The sequence below is a fragment of the Sphingomonas sp. AOB5 genome (assembly GCF_029433115.1).
Taxonomy (GTDB): domain Bacteria; phylum Pseudomonadota; class Alphaproteobacteria; order Sphingomonadales; family Sphingomonadaceae; genus Sphingomonas.
Genome location: NZ_JARNTV010000042.1, coordinates 1 through 22,706, shown reverse-complemented (window position 1 = coordinate 22,706; position 22,706 = coordinate 1). Strand labels below are relative to the sequence as shown.

Below are 22,706 nucleotides of genomic sequence, written 5' to 3'. Positions count from 1 at the left end.
GGAGGATTGAGAGTTACCCCATCACGTTCCGGCCACGCATCACCGTGGCGGTATGGCCCACGCTCGCCTTCAGGTTGCGCTCCAGGATCGTATCGACGAACACCCAGTCGTTGCTGACCTTCTCCGGCGTGAGCGTCATCGCCATATAGCCGCGGCGGCTGGTGTCGCACCATTTCAGCTCGGCATTCTTCGCGACCAGCGCGGCGGCGACCGTCTTCGGATCTGCGCCGGTCGAGCTTTCATAGCCGGGCGAGGTCACGCTCTGCCCGGCGAACTCGACGCCGGCGGGCTTGCCGTCCTGGCCGAGATCGTACGCCCAGGCATTGTGGCTGTCGCCGGCGATCACGATCAGGTTCGAACCCGCCTGCTGCGCCGCCTTCAGGAAGCGCGCGCGGGCGGCCGGGTAGCCGCCCCAGCCGTCCATATCGATCGGCAGGCCCAGCTTGCCGGCATTGACCCCGGCGGTGACATAGTTGCGCACACGTTCGGGCGTGTCGGCCTTGAGCCAGTCGAGCGCTTCCGCGGGCGCGCTGGTGCGGCCCATGATCGTGCCGAAGCCGGCAAGCTGCCAGCGCTGGCCCTGACGCACCGATTTGGCCATCGCGTGATAGAGCCAGCTTTCCTGTTCGCTGCCGAGCATCGAGACGCTGGGGTCCATCCATTCGCTGTCGCGGAACTGGGTCAGCGCCTTCACCGGATCGGCGGCGGTCAGATAGCGATAGAGGCTGCGTTCGGGCGTGCGGCCGAGCAAGCGGGTCTCGGTGCGGAACAGGGTGACGAGCGTGCCGACGTCATAGGCGGCGAAGGGACGGTCCGACACCGGCATCCATTCGCGCCATGCCTGAAGCGCCGCACCGCGGCGGATCGACCAGTCGCCTTCGTTGGCCTGATGGTTCTGCGCGCCACCTTCCCAGCTGTTGTTGGCCGATTCGTGATCGTCCATCTGGACCAGCATCGGCTTGTTCGCATGCAGCGCCTGCAGGTCCGGATCGGCGCGGTAGCTGGCATAGCGCAGCCGGTAATCGGCCAATATGAGCGTCTCGCCCTCCGGCAGCGGCACGCGACCGTCGACCGCGCCGCGCTCGGGCGAATAGGCGCCCTTCGGATATTCGTAGAAATAGTCGCCGAGATGCACGGCGAGATCGACATCGTCGCGCGCCGCGGCATGGCCATAGGCGTTGAAATAGCCGAACGGCAGGTTCGAGCAGGAGAAGATGGCGATGCCGAAGCGGCGGACATTGCCGACCGGCAGCGTTCTGGTGCGGCCGACCGGCGAGAAGCTGCCATCGGGTGCGACGAAGCGGTAGAAATAGCGCGTGCCGGGCTTCAGCCCCTCGACCACGATCTTGCTGGTCCAGTCGCGCCACGGGCCGGTCAGCGCTTCGCCGCCCGAGACGATCCGCGCGAAATCGGCGGTTTCCGAAACCTCGGCGCGAAGCCGCGCCGAATCGCCACTGGCGGGCTGGTAGCGGGTCCACAGCAGCATCGTGTCGGTGCCCGGCTCGCCGCTGGCGACCGAATGGGTGAAGCCGCGCAGATCGGCGACGGTGCCGGCCAGCGCGAAGCCGGGGATGGCGAAGGCGGCCACGCCAAGGCTGGCGGTGACGAGAACGGAACGGCGATCGATGCGGAAGGTCATGGGGTTCCCCTTTCCGCCGCTGCCTGCACCCGTCTCATGGCGGGTTCGTGACACTGCGGCATGCTATCGCTAAGCGGTGTGACGGGGGCTCGCAACTGGTTGAGCCGAGAGGGGAATGACGAGAATGACCGCCGCCACCGGCGCGCTGCTGCGCGCGCCCGCAAGCTGGCCGCGCTGGGCGATCCTGCTCGTGACGGCGCTGGCCGCCCGCGCGGCGACGTTCGGCGACCCGATCGTCCATGTCGACGAGGAATTCTATTTCCTGACCGCACAGCGCTGGCTGGAAGGCGCGATCCCTTATGTCGGCATCTGGGACCGCAAGCCGATCGGGCTGTTCCTGATCTATCTGCCCCCGGCGATGCTCGGCGCGCCGCTGGGCGTCTGGGCCTATCAGGCGATGGCGTTGGCGTGCGTGGTGTTCACCGCATTGCTGATCGCGCGCATCGCCGACCGGGCGGGATGGCGCGCGGGATCGACGATCGGCGCGGCGCTCTACATATTGTTCCTGAACATGGCCGACGGACAGGGCGGCCAGTCGCCGATCTTCTACAATCTGATGGTCGCAGGCGCCTTTGCGCTGGTGCTGCCCGGCGAGGCGGACCGGCTGCACGACTGGCGCCGCGTGGCGCGGGCGATGGTGGCGATGCTGTTGTTCGGGCTGGCGATGCAGGTGAAATATTCGGCGGTGTTCGAGGGCATGTTCCTCGGCCTCTGGCTGTTGTGGCGCGAGCACCGGCTGGGCGGATCGCCTGTGCGGCTGGCGGCGCTGGCGGTGCCGATGGTCGTGCTGGCGGTGGGGCCGACCGGGATCGCATGGTGGGCCTATGCGGCGATCGGCCATGGCGAGGCCTTCTGGTACGCCAATTTCGGATCGATCTTCGAACGGCGCAGCGATCCCTGGTTCCGCCTGCTCGGCAATTTCCTGAAATGCGCCGCGGTGCTGGGGCCGTTGCTCTACCTCGCCGGGCGCAGCTGGCGGATGAGCGTCGACGAGATGAAGGGCGGCGAGGAAAGCGAGGCGCAGGTCCGCACGCTTGCCTTTGGCTGGCTGGGCGCGGCTTTGTTCGGCTTCCTCGTCTTCGGATCCTGGTTCAGCCATTACACCTTGCCGGTAATGGTGCCGGCCGCCCTGTGCGCCGGGGCGTGGCTGGGCGGCAGTGCGCGCGGGCAGCGCTGGGCACTGCCGGTGCTGCTGGGATCGCTGATCGTCGGGCAGGCCTTCGTGATCAGCTCGATCATGATCCGCGGCACCGGCAGCCAGATCGCGGCCTTCTCGCGCGCGATCGGATCGGGGCCGGGCTGCCTCTATGTCTATTCGGGCAATTCGGCGCTCTACAGCTATACCGGACGCTGCCACGTCACCCGCTGGATCTTCCCCAGCCACCTGACCCGCGACCGCGAGCAAGGCGCGATCGGCATCGACCAGCCGGGCGAGGTCGACCGCATCTTCGCCCAGCGGCCGCAGTTCGTGGTGATGCGCCCGCTTTATATCGGCGAGCTGCCCGAAGTGCGGGCGCGGGCCATCGCGCATCTTAAGGCAGGGGGATACCGGCTGAAGGGCCAGTGGCCGGTCGGCAATCTGATGCTCGACCTGTACGAAGCTCAGGCGACGGCAGCTTCCACGCGCTGAACCCCGTTCCGGGCGTCGACCAGATTCTGGTAATAGGCCATCAGATCGACCGCGTGATCACGATCCGTGCGCACCTGCGTGGCGGCGTGACGCGCCGCGGCGCGCAGGATTTTCGGCTCGCGGGCGAACATGCGGCGGATCGCGTCGGCAGCAGCGCGGGCATCGCGCGCGGCATAGGTCTCGGCGAAATGCGGCTCGGCGAGTTCGGCGCAACCGCCCTCGTCGGGTACGATCAGCGGCAGGCCCGAGGCGAGCGCTTCTGACGCGACCAGACCGAACGGCTCGGCGTCCGATCCGTGGATCAGCGCGTCGCAGCTCGCCATGATCCGCGACAGCCGCTCACGGTCATAGACCGGGCGGAACATGCGGATATGCGGCGATCCCGCCACGCGCATCTCGAGCCGGCCGCGGTCCATGCCGTCGCCGAGCATGATCAGGCCGACCGGCATGTCGGCACCCGCAGCCTCGACCGCATCGATCACCAACGACCAGCGCTTCTCGCGATGATGGCGGCCCATGCCGAGCAGCAGATGCCCCTCGGGCGGGAGGCCGCACTGGGCGAGCAGAGCCGCGCGCAGCTTCTCGTCGCGCAGGTCTGGCGAGAAGAAGCCCTTGTCGATTCCCAGCGCCATCGACTGATGCACCGTCAGCCCGCGCCGCGCATAACGCTTCGCCAGCGCCGGGCCGTTGGTGACGAACGCGTCGTACTTGGACAGGAAGCGATCCATGTAGCGCGTGTACCAGCCGAAGGCGCGCTCGACCTGGCCGATGCTGGCCACCCCGTCGAGCCAGCGCTGCGGATAGGCGCCGATATGATCGTTGTGCGCGAAGAACACCTTCACCGCATCGCCCTGCCAGTTGCCGACCGTCCAGGCGGGCATGTGCGGCGAGCTGTTTTCGACCACGTCGGGCTTCAGCTTGTCGAGCAGGTCCCAGATCGGCGTTTCGTGGACGAAGATCGAATAGTTGCGGTCGAGGAACAGGCGCGGCGACTTGACCCAGTGGATGCGGCCGCCACCGGGGCGTTCCTCCACCATGTCGCGGTCGCCCGGCGCGATCACGATCAGCTCGTGACCCAGATCGGCCATGATCCCCATCTTGCGATCGAGATAGGTGCGCACGCCGCCGCCGGTGGGCGAATAATATTCGTTGACGTCGACGACGCGCATCGCGGCCCTCAGATCCAGCCGAGCTTCTTGGCGGCGCTCTGCGCACTGAACACCGCGATCAGCGCGACGTGGGTCAGCAGCGCCAGCGCAGCCATCAGCGCCATCAGCTCGGTCAGTGCCTCGCCCGACCCGATCAGCAGGATCGCGACCGACGCGAACACCAGTTCCTTCTGCGGCAGCAGCGGCACGCGCGAGACGAGCATGCGGCCGGCGGCGAGGAACAGCCAGGTACCGACCGGCACCGCGGGCATCGCATAATGCCAGGCAAGCGCCAGCGTGAGCGTCACCGTCGACAGGCGCGCCATCTGGATGCCGAACACCCACCACAGGGTGTTGCGCGGCAGCGAGAAGACCCGCTTGGAGAACAGGAAGAAGGGCAGGCTCATCACCACCATCAGCGCGGCCGAACCGGCGATGGTGCTGAAATTGACCAGATCCTTGGGCAGCATGTCCATGAAGGGAATCACGAGCAGGATCAGGATCAGGGTGAAGGTGTTGCCCGCGATCGCCGACTGGATCGTGACGTCCTTTACCGCGCCGAACGGTGCCGCGACCATCTGGGTCCGCTGGCGGGCCCAGGCGTAGAAATAGGCCTCGCCCGAATAGCCGACCACCACTTCGTTCGCGATGCGCTTTTTGTGCAGTGCAGCCATGCCGTCGAGCGGAATGGCCCAAAGCCGACGGAAAATGATGTAATCGAAGGTCGGCGGCGCGAGATAGAACAGCGCGAACGCGACATAGAACATCGGGTGCGTCGGGATCGTCTGCTGCAATCCGGCCAGGCCCGAGCCGAACAATTCGCGCGCCAACGCCACGATCATGAGCAGCGTCAGGGCGCTGCCCAGGACCAGCGGCCAGCGCCGCCGAATCTTCTCGATGGGTTCCAACCCCGCCAAATCAGGCGCTTTCTGGAGGGCAGCCTCCACCGGGTTGTTCATCGAGGCCTCGGGTCCAGAGATACTCACAGGACAGAATTCCGCTTCCGAAATGAAACTTTCGCGACACAATCGACACTAAACTACGTATCAGCCCTTATGGGTCCGCAAGTGCCGCTGTGAAAGCAGATTACGGTTTCTTTTGGGGCGATTTGGGCATCAGGAAGGCGCAGCGCAAGAGCATGCCGCAGTGCAACCGTTTCGCAGCCGGTAGAATTGTCGCTTTTGCACAGAGTTTGCGAGGCGGCGGGGTGGAGCGTGCGCTGTTGCGCATGGCCGGCGGATGGCATGCGCAGGGCCGCGAAATCATTCTCGTGATCGGCGACGCGACGGGTCCGCTGGCGCGCGAATTGCCGCCGGGCGTCCCGGTTCGGGAACTGGGCAACGCCTCCTATGCTGCACTGCGGCGCGAATCGCCCCGAATCGTCCGCGAATTGCGGCCCGACCTGATCTTCTGCCCGGGCAATCACTATAGCGCCGTGGCAGGCTGGACCCGGCTGGCGCTGGGCCGCGATTGTCCGCCGATCGTGGCCAAGGTTTCGAACGCGCTGGTGCGGCCGGATATGGGCGGGATCGAGGCATGGGGCTATCGCCGCTGGCTGCGGCTGCACCCGCTGTTTCTCGATTCGGTGGTGGCGATGACGCAGGCGACCGCTGCCGAAGCGGTGCGCGAGATGCGCCTGCCCGCGGACCGGGTAAGCGTGATCGCCAATCCGCCTGCCCTGCACCGGCCCGATGCCGAAGCGGTCGCGATCCCCGAGGGGCGCTACATTTTGGGCGTCGGGCGGCTGGAAGCGCAGAAGCGCTGGGACCGGCTGATCGCGGCGCTACCGAAACTGGCAGACCGTCAGGTGAAGCTGGTGATTTTGGGCGAAGGCAGTTTGCGCGAGACCCTGACCGCGCAGGCGGCGGCGCTGGGACTGGCGGACCGGGTGTCGATGCCGGGCCATGCCGCCGATCCGCTGCCGGTCATGGCCGGGGCGGCGCTGGTCGCGCTGACATCGGATTATGAGGGCGTGCCGGGCGTGCTGCGCGAGGCGCTGGCGCAAGGCACGCCGGTGGTGGCGACCGATTCGAGCGTGTCGGTGCGCGAGATCGTCGCCTCACCCACGCTCGGCAGCGTGATCGCGCGCGACGATGCCGAAGGACTGGTCGCGGCGCTCGACCGCTGGCTCAGCCCCGGCGCGGTGCGGCCCGCGCCCACGGCGCATGAGGGCGATCCGATCGCGGAGTATCTTGCCCTGTTCGACCGGGTGGTGGCTCAGCGCCGCGGCGAATAGGCCAGGCCGATCCACAAGGTGCGCGGGCTGGCACGCTCGATAATGCCAGGGCCGCTGATCCCGGCCTCGACCCGCGCGTCGAACAGATTCTCGCCGCGCAGTTCGACCGCGAATCCGCCCGTCAGCGGCACGCGAACGAACCCGTCGAGCGTGACCGCATCGGCCAGCAGCCGCTGGTTCTGGTCGTCCTCGAACTGCGGCGCGACATAGCGGGCGGTGAGCGAGACCCGCGCGCCGCCGCGTTGCCAGCCGAGCGTGGCCGAGCCCTGATGCCGCGCGGTTTGGGCGGGCCGCAGCCCGTCGAGCGGGGCTGCGGCGCCCGATCCGCGGACGCGGGCATCGGTGAAGGCATAGGAGCCTGCGGCGAAGACAGGGCCTTGGGTGACGCGCAGATCCAGCTCGATCCCGCGCGCATCGACCGCATCGAGATTGCGCCGCTGGCGATAGACGCCCGCCGCCGAGACGAAGCCGACGCCCGGAAAATTGCCCGGGCCATTGGCGAGGGTGACATTGGCGATCGCGCCGTCGATCCGGCTCCAATAGCCGGTGATGCCGAAGTCGAGCACATCGATGGGGCGGAGCCGGACGCCGAGTTCGGCACCGGTCAGCCGCTCGGGCGCCAACAAAGGGTTGGCCGCAGTGGCATCGGCGCCGACGCGGAAGGGGCGGTACAGTTCGTTGAGCGTCGGCAGGCGCCAGCCGCGATAGGCGGTGCTGCGCAGGGTGATACCGGGCGCTGCTTCGAACGCGGCGCCGATCCGGCCGGTCGCTTCCCAGCCGCTGCGATTGGCGAAACTGGTGTCGGTAAAGGCAGCACCTCCGGCAAGCGGGGTTTCGAGCAGATGCCCCCCGGCGATGCGCCAGCGATCGATCCGCCCGCCCGCGCTGAGTGTCACCCCGCCGCGTTCGAAGCTGGCATCGGCGAAGCCGCCGAAGGTGAGGCTGTGTCCGCCCGCTTCGCGCCGCCGCGTGGGGAGGCCCGCGGCATAAGTGTAGAGTTCCTGCGTGCGCCCGGAGACTGCGCGAACGTCCGCGCCGAAACGCAGGGTGAGGCCGGTGGCGGGGTTGCGCTCGATCTCGACGCGGCCGCCCATGCCGGTCGCGGGGACGCTATACTGGTCGAGCGTCGGCGTGGCGGTGGTGCGGGCGGTATCGACACTGGCGAAGCCGCTGGCGAACTGGCGGGTCTGGACATAGCCGAGCGCCGACCAGCCGCGCCCGACCAGGCGGACGCTGGCATCGGCGCCATCGCTGGCCACGGGCGTGAAATCGACGCCGCGATCGCGACGGTCGCGAAAGCCCGACATGTTTGCCTGAAGCTCGACCCCGCCCAGATCGATCGCCCCGCGCAGCGCGACGCTCGCCTGCTCGTAAGGTGCCGCGCGGTCGGCCGGACCGCGCTGGCTCGCGATGACGGGCACGAAGCCGTCGCCGCGGGCATATTGCGCGGACAGCGTCGCAAAGCCGCGATCCGATCCCGCCGAGCCGGTGAGGTTCGCTTCGACGCTGTTGCGGCTGCCATAAGCGAGACCCAGTGCCAGCGGCGCCGGTCCGGCGCTGGTCAGTTCGATGGTCCCGGCCAGCGCGCCCGGCCCGGCATAGCCGCTGCCCCCGCCGCGAACGACCCGTGCCGAGGCGATTCCGGCTGGATTGTAGGCGGGAAAGGCGACCCAGCCGCCGAACGGATCGGCCTGCGGCACGCCGTCGAGCAGCAGCAGCACGCGGCTGGACGCGTTGCCGCCCAATCCGCGCAAGGTGATTCCCTGTGCGGTGGGATGCGACGAGCGCGAATCGGAGCGGCGGAACTGGGCGAGTCCCGCGACGTCGCGCAGGGCATCCTCCAGCCGGTTGCTGGCGGTGCCGTTCAGCGCGTCGGCGTCGAGCGTGACCACGGCATAGGCCGCCTCCCCCGGCGGCGCGCGCAGGCCCTGGCCGGTGACCACGATGTCGGGGTTGGCCTGCTGGGCGAAAGCGGGTCCGGCAGCCAGCAGTCCGGCCGCGGCCCAGACGAGCTTCACGCTTTCACCGCGTCCGGATGCGCGGCGGCGAAAGCGGGCAGTGCCTGTGCCGCGGCATCGGCGGCGACCAGCTTCGGGAAGGCGTCAAGCGGGGTTTCGAAGCGGCGGGCATTGTACATTTGCGGCACGAGGCAGATGTCGGCGATGCCGGGCGTCTCGCCGCCGAGGAACGGGCCGTCACCTGCCATCGCCTCAAGCGCGGTGAAGCCCTCGGCAATCCAGTGGCGGGTCCAGTCGTTGCGGGCGGGTTCCTCGACGCGAAGCTCGTGGGTCAGGTACCGCATCACGCGGAGGTTGTTCAGCGGGTGGATGTCGCATGCGACCACCATCGCCTGTGCCATCGCCGCGGCGCGCCCGGCCGGATCGGCGGGGATCAGGCGGGGTTCGGGATAGGCCGTGTCGAGCCAGTCGATGATCGCGAGGCTTTGCGTGAGCACCAGCCCATCGGCCTCCAGCGCGGGGACAAAGCCCTGCGGGTTCAGCTTCAGATGCTCTAGGCTGCGCTGCTGATTCTCGAGCAGCATCACGTCCCGCCGCTCATAAGCCAGGCCCTTGAGGTTGAGCGCGATCCGCACGCGATAGGCGGCGGAGGAACGGAAATAGTCGTAGAGCAGCATATGGGAGGTCTTAGCCCTCCGGCTGCGGCTCCGCCACTGGATCAGGTGCGGGTTCGCGCCGCCATCGTGACTTTCGATCCGTCGCCACGCCTGCCTTGGCAGCACGCTCCGATTCGCGTTCCAGTGCGACCTTGATCATCGCCACCATCGGATCGGCCAGCGCGAGGCCCATCACCCCGAACAGGGTCGAGGCGAGGATCTGTGCCGACAGGGTCAGCGCGGGCGGCAGATCGACGGTGCGCTTCGCGACCAGCGGGATCAGCACATAGCCGTCGAACGTCTGCACGCCGAAATAAATGGCGATCGCCCACAGCCCCTGTTCCGGCCCGGCGCTGAAGCCGACCGCGACCATCAATATGCCCGAAACGAACGCGCCGATATTGGGGATGAAGGCGAGGATGCCGGTGATGATGCCGAGCAGCAGCGCCATCGGCACGCCCGCGATCCACAACAGGATCCAGGTCAGCACCCCTTCAAACAACATGCCGAGCAGGCGTCCGGCGAGCAGCACGCGCATCGTCCGCGCCATGCGCGCCAGCGTGACCGCGAATTCGTCGCGCGCTGCGATGGGGACCATCCATTGCAGGCCGCGCTCGTACAGCCGCGGCTCGATGGCGATGAACAGGCCGATGGTCATGATCATGACGAAGCTGCCCGCCGCGCCCAGCACCGTGCCGACCGCGGAGGTAAGCTTGCCGACCGAGCCGAGCGCCTGCTGGGCGATGCCGGTCAGGTCCGAACGGCCGGGCATCAGCCCGAGATCGGAGATCCAGCCGGTGACCCGGTTGGCCTGCACTTCCAGCGTGGCGCGAAGCTGTTCGGCCTGCTGCGCGATCTGGACGCCGGTCAGATAGAACACGCCCGAGATGAAGGCGATGACGAGCACCACCACGATCAGCAGGCGGATACCGCGCGGCAGCGGCGCGACCTTGCCGATCAGGCGGACGCCACCATCGAGCATCGACGCGAAGACCAGCGCACCGAAGATCAGCAACAGCGGCTGGATCAGCAGCACCACCAGAGCGATTGCAATCGCAGCGCCGAACCACACCGAAGCCTTGCGCAGCTCGGCACGCACCACCGGATCGCGCAGTTCGTTGGGGCCGGGTTCGTGGGTCACCGAAACGGATTCGGCGGCGGCGGTGCTCTCTGCGTCGTCGCTCACGGCGTTACCGGCGCGGGCGTGGGATGCAACGTGCTGCCGGCGCGGCCCGAGCGGAACGAGCCGATCCAGCTCGCCGGATTCCAGCTGCCGCTGCCGTTCAGCGAGAAGGTGATGAATTCGGCGCGGCCGCCGATATTCTCCCACGGCACCGGGCCGCCCAGCCCGTTGCGCTCGACCGGATACCGGCTGTCGGCACTATTGTCGCGATTGTCGCCCATCAGGAACACATGGCCCTTCGGAATGGTCCGTTCGGCATAGGTGTCGTCGGGGCGCACGCCCAGGTCAACCGTATCGTAGGACACGCCGTTCGGCATGGTCTCGCGATAGATGGGCAGGCTGCAATAATATTTGCCGTTGGCCCCGCGCACGATGCGATTGGCATAGACGCTGAACTGCTGCCCCGCCTTGTCGTCCAGCCCGCAACGCGTGTTGGCGTCGATCGGAATCATCCGGTCGCCCTGATAGGCGCGCGGCACGGCCTTGCCGTTGAGGAACAGGATTCCGCCCTGCACCGCGATCTTGTCGCCCGGCAGCCCGACCACGCGTTTGATATAGTCGGTATCCGATCCCGGCGGGGTGACGATCACCACATCGCCGCGTTCGGGCAGGCGGCCGAGGAAGCGGCCCGGCATGAACGGCAGCAGGTGGAAGGTCGGGGTGACGAACGAATAGCCATAGGGATATTTGGTCACCACCAGCCGGTCACCGATCAGCAGGCCCGGCATCATCGATTCGGACGGAATATAGAAGGGCTTGGCGATCAGGCTGTGAAAGCCGAGCACCGCCAGCACCAGCCAGAAGATACCCCGCGCCTCTGCCCACCAGTCGGTGCGGCGGGCATTGTCCTCTTCCTCATAGGCTTCGAACGGGAGCGCCATATCGTCCGACATCAGGCAGCCGGCACCGCTTCGAGGATCACGAAGGCCTGGGCCCAGGGATGGTCGTCGGTCAACGTCAGATGCACCTTTGCGATATGGCCTTCAGGCACTAGACGATCGAGCGCGGCCTTTGCTCCGCCGGACAGCGCGAGCGTGGGTGCCCCGCTGGGCGAATTGACCACTCCGATATCCTTCATGAACACGCCCTTGCGGAATCCCGTCCCCACGGCCTTGGAATAGGCCTCCTTCGCCGCGAACCGTTTTGCGAGCGTTCCCGCCCGCGTATGCGGCCGCCGCCGGGCCTTGCTTAGCTCGACATCGGTAAAGACACGGTTTTCAAAGCGTTCACCGAACCGGTCGAGCGAATTCTGGATCCGCTCGATATTGCAGAGGTCCGAGCCGAGGCCGATGATCATGACGCGCCCAACAGCGCGTCATCCCAGCGAAGGCTGGGATCTCTTGCCGCAAGCGAACGCGCGGTAACTGGGAGACCCCAGCTTTCGCTGGGGTGACGGACTGGCATGAAGCTCACCGCGCCTCGTCCATCAGCGCGCGCATGCGCTTCACCACTGGGACCAGCCCCTCGAAAATCGCTTCGCCGATCAGGAAATGGCCGATGTTCAGTTCCATGATCTGCGGGATGGCGGCGATGGGGATTACATTGTCGAAGGTCAGGCCATGGCCGGCATGGGGCTCGAGGCCCGCCTTGGCGGCAAGCGCCGCGGCATCGGCGATTCGCTTGAGCTCGGCTTCGCGCGCATCCTCGGCCAGTTCGCAATAGCGGCCGGTGTGGATTTCGACGACCGGCGCGCGCAGTTTCAGCGCGGCGTCGATCTGGCGCTCGTCGGGTTCGATGAACAGCGACACGCGGCAGCCGGCATCGTTGAGCTTCGCCACCATGGGCGCGAGGTGATTGTGCTGGCCCGCCGCGTCGAGGCCGCCCTCGGTGGTGCGTTCCTCGCGCTTTTCGGGGACGATGCACACCGCGTGCGGGCGATGGCGCAGCGCGATGGCGAGCATTTCCTCGGTCGCCGCCATTTCCAGGTTGAGCGGGACGGTCAGTTCGGCCGAGAGCCGTGCGATATCCTCGTCGGTAATGTGGCGGCGATCCTCGCGCAGATGCGCGGTGATGCCGTCCGCACCCGCTTCGGCGGCCAGCAGCGCCGCACGTACCGGATCGGGATAGCCCGATCCGCGCGCATTCCGGACGGTCGCGACGTGATCGATATTCAGGCCGAGGCGGAGCTTGCCGGTCACGCCCGCCAGGTGCGAAGCACCGTTCATAAGGCGCCGCGACTCCCGGGCTTGATCGCGGGGATCGCCGCCAGTTCGGGCGGGAGCTGGTCCGCCGGATAGGCCGGAACGTCCATCTTGAGCAGCGAGACCAGCGGCACCCCGACATCGGCGGTGCCGTTCGAGCGATCGACGATGCAGGCCGCGCCCAGCAGATTGCCGGGATGCTTGCGGATCGCGGCGATGCATTCGCGCGAGGAAAGCCCGGTGGTCACGATATCCTCGACCATGACGATTCGCGCGCCTTCGGGAATCTCGAATCCGCGGCGCAGCTGGAACTCGCCATCCTCGCGTTCGACGAACACCGCGAGGCAACCGAGCGCGCGGGCCGTCTCATACCCCGGAATGATTCCGCCGATCGCGGGCGAGACCACCATATCGACCTGGCCGAACGATTCGCGGATCAGCTTGCCCAGCGCGCCGCACACCCGTTCGGTGCGCGCCGGATCCTCGAAGATACGCATCTTCTGGAGAAAAACCGGCGAACGCAGTCCCGAGGAGAGGATGAAATGGCCTTCCATCAGCGCGCCGGCATCGCGAAATTCGGCAAGAATCGGGTCTTCGGTCACGCGGACTCCATGCTCTGACAGGCTCGGGCGTACTTAGGACTCGCCTGCCAACGCCGCAACCGCGTGCAAAAAGCTATTGAGAACGGGGTCTGTCGGCGTATAGGCCGCACCCAATGGCTAGTGTCCCGCTAGTCTTCGGCGCTTTCGAAACAGGGTGAATATCGACGATGCGCATGCTTGGGTTGAAGACGATTGTCATGGCTGCGGGCCTCGTGCTCGCCGGTCCTGCGATCGCCCAGAACGACGCGGCTCCGGCCGCAGCCACGACCACGGCCGCTCCGGCTGACGAAACCGCGACCGCGAACAGCGCGGCGCCGGCCAATGCGACCGCGGCTGCAACCGCGACGCCCGATCCGCTGCTCAATGCCGACGGCTCGCAGAAGACCGGCCCGAACGCCGAGATCGGCGTGCCGAAGCCGGGCTATATCGGCCTGCAGGATCAGGTGACGCCCACCGGCCGCGAAGCGCACTGGTTCCACAACACCGTGCTGATGCCGCTGATCATCGCGATCTCGCTGTTCGTCCTCGCGCTGCTGCTGTGGGTGATCGTGCGTTATCGCCGCGCCGCGAACCCGGTGCCGTCGAAGACCTCGCATAACACCATGATCGAAGTGATCTGGACGCTGCTGCCGGTGCTGATCCTGGTGGTGGTCGCGGTTCCCTCGATCCGCCTGCTCGCCAACCAGTTCGAACCGGCGCCCGATGGCGCGGTGACGATCAAGGCGATCGGCAACCAGTGGTTCTGGTCGTACGAATATCCCGATCATGGCGGCATCCAGCTGACCGCGAACATGCTGAAGGAAAAGGGCGATCCCACGCTGGCCGAAGGCGCGCGCTACCGCACCGACATGGACGGCCCGCCGCTGCTCGCCACCGACACCCGCATCGTCCTGCCCTATGGCGTTCCGATCCGTCTCGTCGCCACCGCCAACGACGTGATCCACGCCTGGGCGATGCCGGCCTTCTGGATCAAGATCGACGCGGTTCCGGGCAAGCTGAACGAAACCAGCTTCATCATCGAGAAGCCGGGCGTCTATTACGGCCAGTGTTCGGAACTGTGCGGCGCACGCCACGGCTATATGCCGATCGTCGTCCAGGCAGTTTCGCCTGCCGAGTTCGAGGCATGGGTGAAGGCAAAGGGCGGCACCATGCCGGCCGCCAAGCCCGCTGCGGCTGCCCCGGGCAACGACAGCATCGACGATACCGCCACTCCCGCCAACGGCACCGGCCCGGTCGTGAACGCGACCGAGATCGCCAACAGCACGGGCAACTGATCCCATGACCACCACGACCCTCGACGCGCACGGCCATGACCACGCGCACGATCACCATGACGCGGACCACAAGCCGGGCTTCTTCGCCCGCTGGTTCATGTCGACCAACCACAAGGATATCGGGACGCTGTACCTGATCTTCGCGATCGTCGCGGGGATCATCGGTGGTGCGATCTCGGGCCTGATGCGCGCCGAGCTGGCCGCACCTGGCATCCAGTATCTCGGCTGGTGGGTGCAGACCCTGCATGGCCAGGACACGCTCGACCAGGCGCTCCACTTCTGGAACGTGCTGATCACCGCGCACGGCCTGATCATGGTGTTCTTCATGGTCATGCCCGCCATGATCGGCGGCTTCGGCAACTGGTTCGTGCCGATCATGATCGGTGCGCCGGACATGGCGTTCCCGCGCATGAACAACATCTCGTTCTGGCTGCTGATCCCGGCCTTCCTGCTGCTGCTCGGCTCCGCCTTCTTCGGCGCGGGCGCAGGCACCGGCTGGACGGTCTATGCACCGCTCTCGACCTATGGCGAGCCGGGGCCGTCGGTGGACATGGCGATCCTGTCGCTCCACCTTGCGGGCGCCAGCTCGATCCTGGGCGCGATCAACTTCATCACCACCATCTTCAACATGCGCGCGCCGGGCATGACCCTGCACAAGATGCCGCTGTTCGTGTGGTCGGTGCTGGTCACCGCCTTCCTGCTGCTGCTGGCGCTGCCGGTTCTGGCCGCGGCGATCACCATGCTGCTGACCGACCGCAACTTCGGCACCGCATTCTATGATCCGCAGTACGGCGGCGATCCGGTGCTCTACCAGCACCTGTTCTGGTTCTTCGGCCACCCCGAAGTGTACATCATGATCCTGCCGGGCTTCGGCATCGTCAGCCAGATCATCGCCACCTTCAGTCGCAAGCCGGTGTTCGGCTATCTCGGCATGGCATACGCCATGGTTGCGATCGGCGTGGTCGGCTTCGTCGTGTGGGCGCACCACATGTTCACCACCGGTATGAGCGTGAACGTGAAGATGTACTTCACCGCCGCGACGATGGTGATCGCGGTGCCCACCGGCGTGAAGATCTTCTCGTGGATCGCGACGATGTGGGGCGGCTCGCTCAGCTTCAAGACCCCGATGGTCTGGGCGATCGGCTTTATCTTCATGTTCACCGTTGGCGGCGTGACCGGCGTCGTGCTCGCGAACGGCGGCGTCGACGATTACATGCACGACACCTACTATGTGGTGGCGCACTTCCACTATGTGCTGTCGCTGGGCGCGGTGTTCGGCCTGTTCGCCGGCTTTTACTACTGGTTCCCGAAGATGTCGGGGAAGATGTACAGCGAGCTGCTCGGCCAGCTGCACTTCTGGGTGTTCTTCATCGGCGTGAACGTGCTGTTCTTCCCGATGCACTTCCTGGGCACGGACGGCATGCCGCGCCGTATCCCGGATTACACCCCGGCCTATGAGCTGTTCAACAAGGTCGCCAGCTACGGCTATGTGATCATGCTGGCCGGCATGGTGATCTTCTTCATCAACATCATCTGGTCGCTCGCCAAGGGCCCCAAGGCCCCGGACAATCCGTGGGGCGAGGGCGCGACGACGCTGGAATGGACCCTGTCCAGCCCGCCGCCGTTCCACCAGTTCGAAACCCTGCCGATCATCGACGACGACAAGCACCACTGAGTGGCTGTCGCCTGAGGCAGAAACGAAAACGCCCCGGAGGAAACTCCGGGGCGTTTTCGTTTGTGGGAAGCAGAAAAATCCCTCTCCCATCGGGAGAGGGAGGGAGCCGGCGAAGTCGGCGGAAGGGTGAGGGTGAGCTGGGTGGCGAAACGCTCGATCGCCCTCACCCTTCCCACCGCTTCGCGGCGGGCCCCTTCCCTCTCCCGATGGGAGAGGGATTCTCCGCCTTCCCCCCACGCGCCTACCAGCCTATAGGCCCCTGATTCCCATGGCCTCCGCAGCACCGATGACCGCAACCGCGACCCCGCTTCCCGCCGACTGGCGCGATTTCCTTGCGCTGACCAAGCCGCGCGTGATGACGCTTGTCGTGTTCACCGGGCTGTGCGGCATGCTGGCGGCGAATGTGCCGATCCATCCGGTGCTGGGCTTCACCGCGATCCTGTGCATCGCCCTTGGCGCAGGCGCGGCGGGGGCGCTGAACCAGTGGTACGAATCGGATCTCGATTCGCTGATGAAGCGGACCCAGGGCCGCCCGCTTCCCGCCGGGCGGATGGACCGCCAGTCGGCGCTGCATTTCGGCGTCGGGCTGGCCGCCTTCTCGGTCATCCTGATGTATTTCGCGCTGAACCTGGCCGCGGCGGCGATCCTGACCGTCTCGATCCTGTTCTATGTCTTCATCTACACCATCTGGCTGAAGCGCCGCACCGCGCAGAACATCGTGATCGGCGGCGCCGCGGGCGCCTTCCCGCCGATGATCGGCTGGGCTGCGGCGACCGGCGACATCGCCACGCTGCCGGTGCTGCTGTTCGCGCTTATCTTCCTGTGGACGCCGCCGCATTTCTGGGCGCTCGCGCTGTTCGTGAAGACCGATTACGCCAATGCCGGCGTGCCGATGCTGCCGGTGGTGGCGGGCGAGCGGATGACCCGCACCCAGATCGGCCTCTATACCCTGCCGATGGTCGCCGCGGCGATCGCGCCCTGGGCGCTGGGGCTGATGGGCAATATCTATGGCGTGGCGGCGATCGTGCTGAACGCGCTGTTCCTGCTGTTCGCGGCGCAGGTGGCGCTGCGCACGACGCGGTCCGAAGATGGGCAGCCCGCCGACGGGATGAAGCCCGAGCGGCGGCTGTTCAAATATTCGATCCTCTATCTGTTCCTCATGTTCGGCGCTGTGGTCGCCGACCGGTGGTTTGCATGAACGACATGAACACGTCCGAAGACCAGATCCGCGCCCGCCAGCTGGGCCGTGCGAAGGTGATGGCATGGCTGCTCGGCGGCTTCGTCATCCTCGTCTTCGCCATCTCGATCGTGAAGATCAAACTGGGCATGGTGGGATGACGCTGAGGCTGAGCCCCAAGCTCAGGACCGCGCTGCTCGGCAGCCTGTTCGTCTGCTTCATGGGCGGGCTGGGGTTCGCCAGCGTGCCGCTGTACCGCATGTTCTGCGAAGCGACCGGGTTCGGCGGCGCGACGATGCGCGGCACCGAAGCGCCCGGCGCGATCGGCCAGACGGTGCGCGTGGCGTTCGACGCCAATACCAGCCAGAAGCTGCCCTGGATATTCAAGCCCGAGCAGCGCGTGTCGACCATCCAGATCGGCGGGCGCGACATCGCCTTCTACACCGCGAAGAATCTGTCGGATAAGCCGGTCACCGGCACTGCGACCTTCAACGTGACGCCCACCCAGGCGGGCAAATATTTCACCAAGATCCAGTGCTTCTGCTTCACCCAGCAGACCCTTGCCCCGGGCGAGGAGATGCGCATGCCGGTGATCTATTATGTCGATCCGAAGATCGTCGACGATCCGGATACGAAGGATGTGCGCGAAATCACGCTGTCCTACACATTTTACCCTGTGGATTCCGAGAAGACACCGGGCTAAGGCACCTCAAAATATCGTAACAGGGACCGATCATGGCCGGAGCCAAGAACCACCAGTATCACATCCTTCCGCCCGACGCGGTGCCGATCTTCGCGTCGTTCGCGGCGTTCGTGCTGGCCGTCGGCGCGCTGATGTGGATGCACAAGTCGCCCGATACCGCGTCGATGGCGACGCTGGTGTTCTTCCTGGGCGTCGCGCTGGTGATCGCGAGCTTCTTCGTCTGGTGGTCCAAGGTGATCGCAGAGGCGCATGCCGGGGATCACACGCCGATCGTGCAGCTCCACCTGCGCTACGGCATGATCCTGTTCATCGCTTCGGAAGTGATGTTCTTCGTCGGCTGGTTCTGGGCCTGGTTCGATTTCGCGCTCTTCCCCTCGGCGGTGGAAGCCGTCGGCGGCGTGTGGCCGCCCAAGGGCATGGAAGTGCTCGACGCGTGGAAGCTCCCGCTGCTCAACACGCTGATCCTGCTGGCTTCGGGCACCACGGTGACCTGGGCGCACCACGCCCTGATCCACAATCAGCGCGGCGGCGAGCTGAAGGGCCTGTGGGGCCTGATCGGCGTCGGCGAGAATGACGGCGTGAAGAAGGGCCTGTGGCTCACCATCCTGCTCGGCATGCTCTTCTCGTGCATCCAAGCCTATGAGTATCTGGAAGCGCCGTTCCCGTTCAAGGCGACCAGCGAAGGCGGCAGCAGCTATGGCGGCGCCTTCTTCATGGCGACCGGCTTCCACGGCTTCCACGTGCTGGTCGGCACCATCTTCCTGATGGTGAACCTCGCCCGCGTCTATAAGGGCCACTTCACCCCCCGCCAGCATTTCGGTTTTGAAGCGGCGGCCTGGTACTGGCACTTCGTCGACGTGGTGTGGCTGTTCCTCTTCGCTTCCATCTATGTGTGGGGCGGCTGGGGTGCACCGGTCCATCACGGCTAAGAACCGACCGGCCCGGTGAGCGAACCTGCGCCCGCCGAAACCGCTGTAAAAGGCATCTGCCCCCGCTGCGGCGGGGGCAGCATGTTTTCGGGCTGGGTCCGTTTCGCCGATCACTGCACGGCGTGCGGCTTCGATTTCGCGAAATTCAATGTCGGCGACGGGCCAGTCGTATTCCTGACCCTGGGCGTCGGGACGATCGTGACGGTGCTCGCGCTGGTGGTCGAGCTGCGCTTCGCGCCGGGCGTGCTGGTGCATGCCCTGCTGTGGATCCCGCTCACCACCTTGCTCGTTCTCGGCGCACTGCGCTTCGCCAAGGGGCTGCTGCTGGCGCTCGAATATCGCAACGACGCACGTGAAGGCCGCGCCCGGAAATGATCAGGTCCCTGCCCCGCTTCCCGCTGATCCCGACCATCGTCGTCGCCATCGCCATCGCCGCGATGATCGCGCTGGGCGTGTGGCAGCTCCAGCGCAAGGCCGAGAAGGAAGCCGCGCTGGTCCATTACGCGCAGAACATGACGAAGCCGGCGATGGCCTTTCCCCGCATCCCCGTCGGCGACGAGTATCTGTTCCGCCAAGCCAGCGCGATGTGCCTCGAGGTGCTCGGTTGGCAGCAGCAGGGCGGACGCAACCGCAAGGGCGAGACCGGCTGGCGCCAAATCGCCCAGTGTCGCACCGGCGCCGAGGGTCCGATCCTGCTGATCGATGTCGGCGTGGCCAAGGACCCCAAATTCAAGCCCGAATGGGGCGGCGGGCCGATCACCGGCACGATCACCCATGGCCCGGATTCGCGCACCCTGATCGGTCAGTTGTTCGATCGCCGCCCGAAGTCGCTGATGCTGATCGCCGATCTCGCAGCGCCGGGCCTCGAAGTGACCGCCAAGCCCGATTTGTTGAGCGTGCCGAACAACCATCTGGCCTATGCGGTGCAATGGTTCATTTTCGCGCTGGTCGCGGCGGTGATCTATGTGCTGGCACTGGCGTGGCGCGAGAAGAAGAAGGCACCGGCCGACCAAGCCTGATCTGACGGCGCTAAAGAAGCGCTGTCCTTGCTCCATCAAGGTCGCGCAGCTAACCGCTGATCATGCGCTATCAGAGCACCCGCGGCACTGCGCCGATCCTTGGTTTCCGTGACGTGACCCTGACCGGTCTCGCCAGCGATGGCGGCCTCTATGTGCCGCAGGCCTGGCCGCAGTTCAGCCGCGACGATATCGCGGCGATGGCCGACCTCTCCTATGTCGAGACCGCCGTCCGCGTGATGCTGCCGTTCGTCGGCGACGATCTGAGCGAGGACGAGCTGCGCACGCTGTGCAGCCAGGCCTATGGCCGCTTCGCCCATGCCGCGGTGACGCCTTTGGTCCAGCTCGACGAGCGCAACTGGCTGCTCGAACTGTTCCACGGGCCCACGCTGGCGTTCAAGGACGTGGCGCTGCAGCTGCTGGGCTTGTTGTTCGAGAAGTTCCTGACCGGCAGCAGCGCGCACCTGACCATCGTCGGCGCGACTTCGGGCGACACCGGCTCGGCCGCGATCGACGCGGTGGCCGGGCGGCACGGCGTCGATATCTTCATGCTCCACCCCAAGGGCCGCGTGTCCGACGTGCAGCGCCGGCAGATGACCACGGTGCTGGCGCCCAATGTCCACAACATCGCCATCGAAGGCAGTTTCGACGATGCGCAGGCGCTGGTGAAGGCGATGTTCAACGACCCCGGCTTCTCGGGCCGCTTCCAGCTTTCGGCGGTGAACTCGATCAACTGGGCACGGCTGCTCGCGCAGATCGTCTATTATTTCTACGCCGCGGTCCGCCTCGGCGCGCCCGAGCGCAAGGTCGCCTTCGCGGTTCCGACCGGCAATTTCGGCGATGTGTTCGCGGGCTATGCCGCATCGCGCATGGGCCTGCCGATCGAGCAGCTGATCGTGGCGACCAACGTCAACGACATCCTCCACCGCGCGCTTTCCACCGGCGACTATTCGGCCGGCACGGTCACGCCGACCGCGGCGCCGAGCATGGACATTCAGGTCAGCTCGAACTTCGAGCGGCTGTTGTTCGACGCAGGCGGTCGCGACGGGGCGGCGCTGGCCGAACAGATGCGCGGCTTCGAAGCCAGCAAGGCGATGCGCCTGACCAATGCGCAGCAGACCGAGGCTGCAAAGATTTTTACGAGCGACCGGATCGATCCTAACGAAATGTCTCAGGCGATGCGCTGGGCCGCGGACTCGGGCGAGATCATCGATCCGCACACCGCGATCGGTCTTGCCGCCGCGCGCCGCGCCCCGGTGAGCGGTCAGGTGGTGACGCTGGCGACCGCGCATCCGGCCAAGTTCCAGGACGCAGTGGAGCGCGCAACCGGCGGCCGCCCGATCCTGCCCGCGCGGATCGGCGACCTGTTCGAACGCGAAGAGCGTTACGACGTGCTGCCGGGCACGTTCGAAGCCGTTACGGGCTATATCGCCGAGCGCGCCCAACCCCGCTAAGGGGAAGCGCATGGACCTGATTACCCTTACCGGCGAACCTTGGGCCGATTACGGCCTGATCGATTCGGGGCACGGACGAAAGCTCGAGCGCTACGGCCAGTACCGCTTCATCCGCCCCGAGCCGCAGGCGATGTGGGCGCCCGCATCCGACGACTGGGACGCGCATGGCGAGTTCCTGCCCGCACCCGACGACGAGGGCGGCGGCCGCTGGCATTTCGACAAGCCGACCCCGCGCGAAGGCTGGCCGCTGGCGTGGAAGGAAGCGCGCTTCACCGCGCAGACCACGCCCTTCCGCCATCTCGGCTTCTTCCCGGACATGGCGCCGGTATGGGACTGGATGCGTACGCAGATCGACGGCGTCAGCGAACCCGAATGCATGAACCTGTTCGGCTATACCGGCGTCGGTACGCTGGCGCTGGCGGCGAAGGGCGCGCGGATGACCCATGTCGACGCGTCGAAAAAGTCGGTGGCCGAGGGCAAGGCCAATGCCGAGCTTTCCGGCATGGCGGACAAGCCCATCCGCTGGATGATCGACGATGCCGGCAAGTTCACCGCGCGCGAAGTGCGGCGTGGACGGCGCTATGACGGGATCATCCTCGACCCCCCGAAATTCGGCCGCGGCCCAACCGGCGAGCGCTGGGTGCTGGAGACCGGGCTGCCCGGACTGATAGGCGATTGCCGCGCGCTGATCGACGCGGACTCTCGCTTCCTGTTCCTCACCGTCTACGCCGTGCGCATGTCGGCGCTGGCAATCGGCGAGCTGGTCCGCCAGCATTTCGGCGACCTTCCGGGCAAGGTGGAATGCGGCGAACTGGTCGTGCGCGAAGAAGCCCGCGGGCTGATGCTGCCGACCGCGATCTTCGCGCGGTGGAGTCGATAGTGTCGGTAGAGCCACTGATTGATGTGGCCGCCGAGGCGATAGGTGCGACGATCCACGCGCTGAGTGACGCGGAACCCCGGCGGCGGCGCTGGAAGATCGCGCGAATGATCGGGTTGCTGCTCGCCTTCGGCTTGATCCTCGGCATACCGATCGCGCTCTTGCTGCGATGAGCTAGCTCCGCCCCATCTTCATCGCCGCGCCCGCCACGAACGGGCATCCGGCGACCAGCAACAGGCTGACCGCGCCGAGCAGCTTCAGCGCGCCGGTTTCGCCATCGACCGATCCCGCGCCGAAAATCAGCAGCGGCACCGCGAAGGGCAGCATGACGAGGCCCGCCAATGCGCCCGCGCTGCGCAGGCCTGAAACCAGCGCGGCGGTCACCACGCCGAGCGCCGCCAGCCCCAG

Annotated in this window: 24 protein-coding genes; 13 read left to right on the top strand and 11 right to left on the bottom strand. The window is 66.5% G+C overall.

Features of this window, described 5'->3' with window-relative positions; genetic code table 11:
* Nucleotides 1-13 precede the first annotated feature (13 nt).
* Nucleotides 14-1,639, bottom strand: coding sequence for an alkaline phosphatase D family protein (locus P1X14_RS15685; RefSeq protein WP_277316335.1), 1,626 nt, complete (start codon nt 1,637-1,639; stop codon nt 14-16).
* Between the two features lie 124 nt (nt 1,640-1,763).
* Between P1X14_RS15685 and P1X14_RS15680 the strand changes: the two genes are divergently transcribed.
* Nucleotides 1,764-3,269 carry a hypothetical protein gene (locus tag P1X14_RS15680; RefSeq protein WP_277316334.1) on the top strand — a complete coding sequence of 502 codons (1,506 nt, stop codon included), beginning with the start codon at nt 1,764-1,766 and terminating at the stop codon, nt 3,267-3,269.
* Here the strand turns inward: P1X14_RS15680 and P1X14_RS15675 are convergent.
* On the bottom strand, nt 3,242-4,438 hold the full coding sequence (locus P1X14_RS15675) for a glycosyltransferase (RefSeq protein ID WP_277316333.1): 1,197 nt from the start codon (nt 4,436-4,438) through the stop codon (nt 3,242-3,244). The two genes, P1X14_RS15680 and P1X14_RS15675, sit on opposite strands and share 28 nt — an antisense overlap.
* A gap of 8 nt (nt 4,439-4,446) precedes the next feature.
* Complete coding sequence (locus P1X14_RS15670; RefSeq protein WP_277316332.1) at nt 4,447-5,334, bottom strand: hypothetical protein; 888 nt, start codon at nt 5,332-5,334, stop codon at nt 4,447-4,449.
* Between the two features lie 221 nt (nt 5,335-5,555).
* Between P1X14_RS15670 and P1X14_RS15665 the strand changes: the two genes are divergently transcribed.
* Nucleotides 5,556-6,653, top strand: a complete 1,098-nt coding sequence (locus P1X14_RS15665; protein ID WP_277316342.1) for a glycosyltransferase — start codon at nt 5,556-5,558, stop codon at nt 6,651-6,653.
* On the opposite strand, the gene P1X14_RS15660 is transcribed toward P1X14_RS15665, so the two are convergent.
* The 7 genes from P1X14_RS15660 to pyrE all read right to left on the bottom strand — a co-directional run bounded on the left by P1X14_RS15660 (nt 6,635) and on the right by pyrE (nt 13,193).
* On the bottom strand, nt 6,635-8,671 hold the full coding sequence (locus P1X14_RS15660) for a TonB-dependent receptor (protein WP_277316331.1): 2,037 nt from the start codon (nt 8,669-8,671) through the stop codon (nt 6,635-6,637). The two genes, P1X14_RS15665 and P1X14_RS15660, sit on opposite strands and share 19 nt — an antisense overlap.
* A complete protein-coding gene (maiA, locus tag P1X14_RS15655; RefSeq protein ID WP_277316330.1) occupies nt 8,668-9,288 on the bottom strand; it encodes a maleylacetoacetate isomerase in 621 nt (206 codons plus the stop codon). Before maiA ends, P1X14_RS15660 begins: the two co-directional genes overlap by 4 nt.
* Nucleotides 9,289-9,298: 10 nt before the next feature.
* Nucleotides 9,299-10,453, bottom strand: a complete 1,155-nt coding sequence (locus P1X14_RS15650) for an AI-2E family transporter (protein ID WP_277316329.1) — start codon at nt 10,451-10,453, stop codon at nt 9,299-9,301.
* Nucleotides 10,450-11,343, bottom strand: coding sequence for a signal peptidase I (gene lepB, locus P1X14_RS15645; protein ID WP_277316328.1), 894 nt, complete (start codon nt 11,341-11,343; stop codon nt 10,450-10,452). Before lepB ends, P1X14_RS15650 begins: the two co-directional genes overlap by 4 nt.
* The gene (acpS, locus tag P1X14_RS15640) at nt 11,343-11,747 is read right to left on the bottom strand and encodes a holo-ACP synthase (protein WP_277316327.1); all 405 of its coding nucleotides are present in this window, start codon (nt 11,745-11,747) and stop codon (nt 11,343-11,345) included. Before acpS ends, lepB begins: the two co-directional genes overlap by 1 nt.
* 112 nt (nt 11,748-11,859) lie before the next feature.
* Entirely contained in the window at nt 11,860-12,588 is a 729-nt protein-coding gene (locus P1X14_RS15635) for a pyridoxine 5'-phosphate synthase (protein WP_277316341.1), read from the bottom strand.
* Nucleotides 12,589-12,611: 23 nt separating this feature from the next.
* Nucleotides 12,612-13,193, bottom strand: a complete 582-nt coding sequence (gene pyrE, locus P1X14_RS15630) for an orotate phosphoribosyltransferase (protein WP_277316326.1) — start codon at nt 13,191-13,193, stop codon at nt 12,612-12,614.
* A 167-nt stretch (nt 13,194-13,360) separates the two neighbouring features.
* Here pyrE and coxB point away from each other — a divergent pair, with 167 nt between their 5' ends.
* From coxB to P1X14_RS15575, 11 genes are all read left to right on the top strand, one after another.
* A complete protein-coding gene (gene coxB, locus P1X14_RS15625) occupies nt 13,361-14,467 on the top strand; it encodes a cytochrome c oxidase subunit II (protein WP_277316325.1) in 1,107 nt (368 codons plus the stop codon).
* Nucleotides 14,468-14,471: 4 nt separating this feature from the next.
* Nucleotides 14,472-16,142, top strand: coding sequence for a cytochrome c oxidase subunit I (gene ctaD / locus P1X14_RS15620; protein ID WP_277316324.1), 1,671 nt, complete (start codon nt 14,472-14,474; stop codon nt 16,140-16,142).
* Between the two features lie 286 nt (nt 16,143-16,428).
* Nucleotides 16,429-17,340, top strand: a complete 912-nt coding sequence (locus P1X14_RS15615; protein ID WP_277316323.1) for a heme o synthase — start codon at nt 16,429-16,431, stop codon at nt 17,338-17,340.
* A complete protein-coding gene (locus tag P1X14_RS15610) occupies nt 17,337-17,480 on the top strand; it encodes a hypothetical protein (RefSeq protein ID WP_277316322.1) in 144 nt (47 codons plus the stop codon). Before P1X14_RS15615 ends, P1X14_RS15610 begins: the two co-directional genes overlap by 4 nt.
* Entirely contained in the window at nt 17,477-18,022 is a 546-nt protein-coding gene (locus tag P1X14_RS15605) for a cytochrome c oxidase assembly protein (protein WP_277316321.1), read from the top strand. The genes P1X14_RS15610 and P1X14_RS15605 overlap by 4 nt, the downstream gene beginning before the upstream one ends.
* A gap of 32 nt (nt 18,023-18,054) precedes the next feature.
* A complete protein-coding gene (locus P1X14_RS15600; protein WP_277316320.1) occupies nt 18,055-18,951 on the top strand; it encodes a cytochrome c oxidase subunit 3 in 897 nt (298 codons plus the stop codon).
* 81 nt (nt 18,952-19,032) lie between these two features.
* Nucleotides 19,033-19,326, top strand: a complete 294-nt coding sequence (locus P1X14_RS15595; protein ID WP_346770459.1) for a DUF983 domain-containing protein — start codon at nt 19,033-19,035, stop codon at nt 19,324-19,326.
* Nucleotides 19,323-19,970, top strand: a complete 648-nt coding sequence (locus P1X14_RS15590) for an SURF1 family protein (protein WP_277316318.1) — start codon at nt 19,323-19,325, stop codon at nt 19,968-19,970. The genes P1X14_RS15595 and P1X14_RS15590 overlap by 4 nt, the downstream gene beginning before the upstream one ends.
* Before the next feature lie 62 nt (nt 19,971-20,032).
* On the top strand, nt 20,033-21,421 hold the full coding sequence (gene thrC / locus P1X14_RS15585) for a threonine synthase (protein WP_277316317.1): 1,389 nt from the start codon (nt 20,033-20,035) through the stop codon (nt 21,419-21,421).
* A gap of 10 nt (nt 21,422-21,431) precedes the next feature.
* Nucleotides 21,432-22,301 carry a class I SAM-dependent methyltransferase gene (locus tag P1X14_RS15580; RefSeq protein WP_277316316.1) on the top strand — a complete coding sequence of 290 codons (870 nt, stop codon included), beginning with the start codon at nt 21,432-21,434 and terminating at the stop codon, nt 22,299-22,301.
* Nucleotides 22,301-22,471, top strand: coding sequence for a hypothetical protein (locus P1X14_RS15575; protein ID WP_277316315.1), 171 nt, complete (start codon nt 22,301-22,303; stop codon nt 22,469-22,471). The genes P1X14_RS15580 and P1X14_RS15575 overlap by 1 nt, the downstream gene beginning before the upstream one ends.
* A gap of 1 nt (nt 22,472) precedes the next feature.
* Here the strand turns inward: P1X14_RS15575 and P1X14_RS15570 are convergent.
* A partial coding sequence (locus tag P1X14_RS15570; RefSeq protein WP_277316314.1) for a heme exporter protein CcmB occupies nt 22,473-22,706 on the bottom strand: 234 nt, incomplete at its 5' end.

Excerpts from the sequence above, each read along its gene's own strand:
- P1X14_RS15685 (WP_277316335.1), bottom strand. The coding sequence starts at position 1,639 with ATGACCTTCCGCATCGATCGCCGTTCCGTTCTCGTCACCGCCAGCCTT.
- P1X14_RS15680 (WP_277316334.1), top strand. The coding sequence starts at position 1,764 with ATGACCGCCGCCACCGGCGCGCTGCTGCGCGCGCCCGCAAGCTGGCCG.
- P1X14_RS15675 (WP_277316333.1), bottom strand. The coding sequence starts at position 4,438 with ATGCGCGTCGTCGACGTCAACGAATATTATTCGCCCACCGGCGGCGGC.
- P1X14_RS15665 (WP_277316342.1), top strand. The coding sequence starts at position 5,556 with ATGCCGCAGTGCAACCGTTTCGCAGCCGGTAGAATTGTCGCTTTTGCA.
- maiA (WP_277316330.1), bottom strand. The coding sequence starts at position 9,288 with ATGCTGCTCTACGACTATTTCCGTTCCTCCGCCGCCTATCGCGTGCGG.
- lepB (WP_277316328.1), bottom strand. The coding sequence starts at position 11,343 with ATGTCGGACGATATGGCGCTCCCGTTCGAAGCCTATGAGGAAGAGGAC.
- acpS (WP_277316327.1), bottom strand. The coding sequence starts at position 11,747 with ATGATCATCGGCCTCGGCTCGGACCTCTGCAATATCGAGCGGATCCAG.
- coxB (WP_277316325.1), top strand. The coding sequence starts at position 13,361 with ATGCGCATGCTTGGGTTGAAGACGATTGTCATGGCTGCGGGCCTCGTG.
- ctaD (WP_277316324.1), top strand. The coding sequence starts at position 14,472 with ATGACCACCACGACCCTCGACGCGCACGGCCATGACCACGCGCACGAT.
- P1X14_RS15615 (WP_277316323.1), top strand. The coding sequence starts at position 16,429 with ATGACCGCAACCGCGACCCCGCTTCCCGCCGACTGGCGCGATTTCCTT.
- P1X14_RS15610 (WP_277316322.1), top strand. The coding sequence starts at position 17,337 with ATGAACGACATGAACACGTCCGAAGACCAGATCCGCGCCCGCCAGCTG.
- P1X14_RS15605 (WP_277316321.1), top strand. The coding sequence starts at position 17,477 with ATGACGCTGAGGCTGAGCCCCAAGCTCAGGACCGCGCTGCTCGGCAGC.
- P1X14_RS15600 (WP_277316320.1), top strand. The coding sequence starts at position 18,055 with ATGGCCGGAGCCAAGAACCACCAGTATCACATCCTTCCGCCCGACGCG.
- P1X14_RS15595 (WP_346770459.1), top strand. The coding sequence starts at position 19,033 with ATGTTTTCGGGCTGGGTCCGTTTCGCCGATCACTGCACGGCGTGCGGC.
- P1X14_RS15590 (WP_277316318.1), top strand. The coding sequence starts at position 19,323 with ATGATCAGGTCCCTGCCCCGCTTCCCGCTGATCCCGACCATCGTCGTC.
- thrC (WP_277316317.1), top strand. The coding sequence starts at position 20,033 with ATGCGCTATCAGAGCACCCGCGGCACTGCGCCGATCCTTGGTTTCCGT.
- P1X14_RS15580 (WP_277316316.1), top strand. The coding sequence starts at position 21,432 with ATGGACCTGATTACCCTTACCGGCGAACCTTGGGCCGATTACGGCCTG.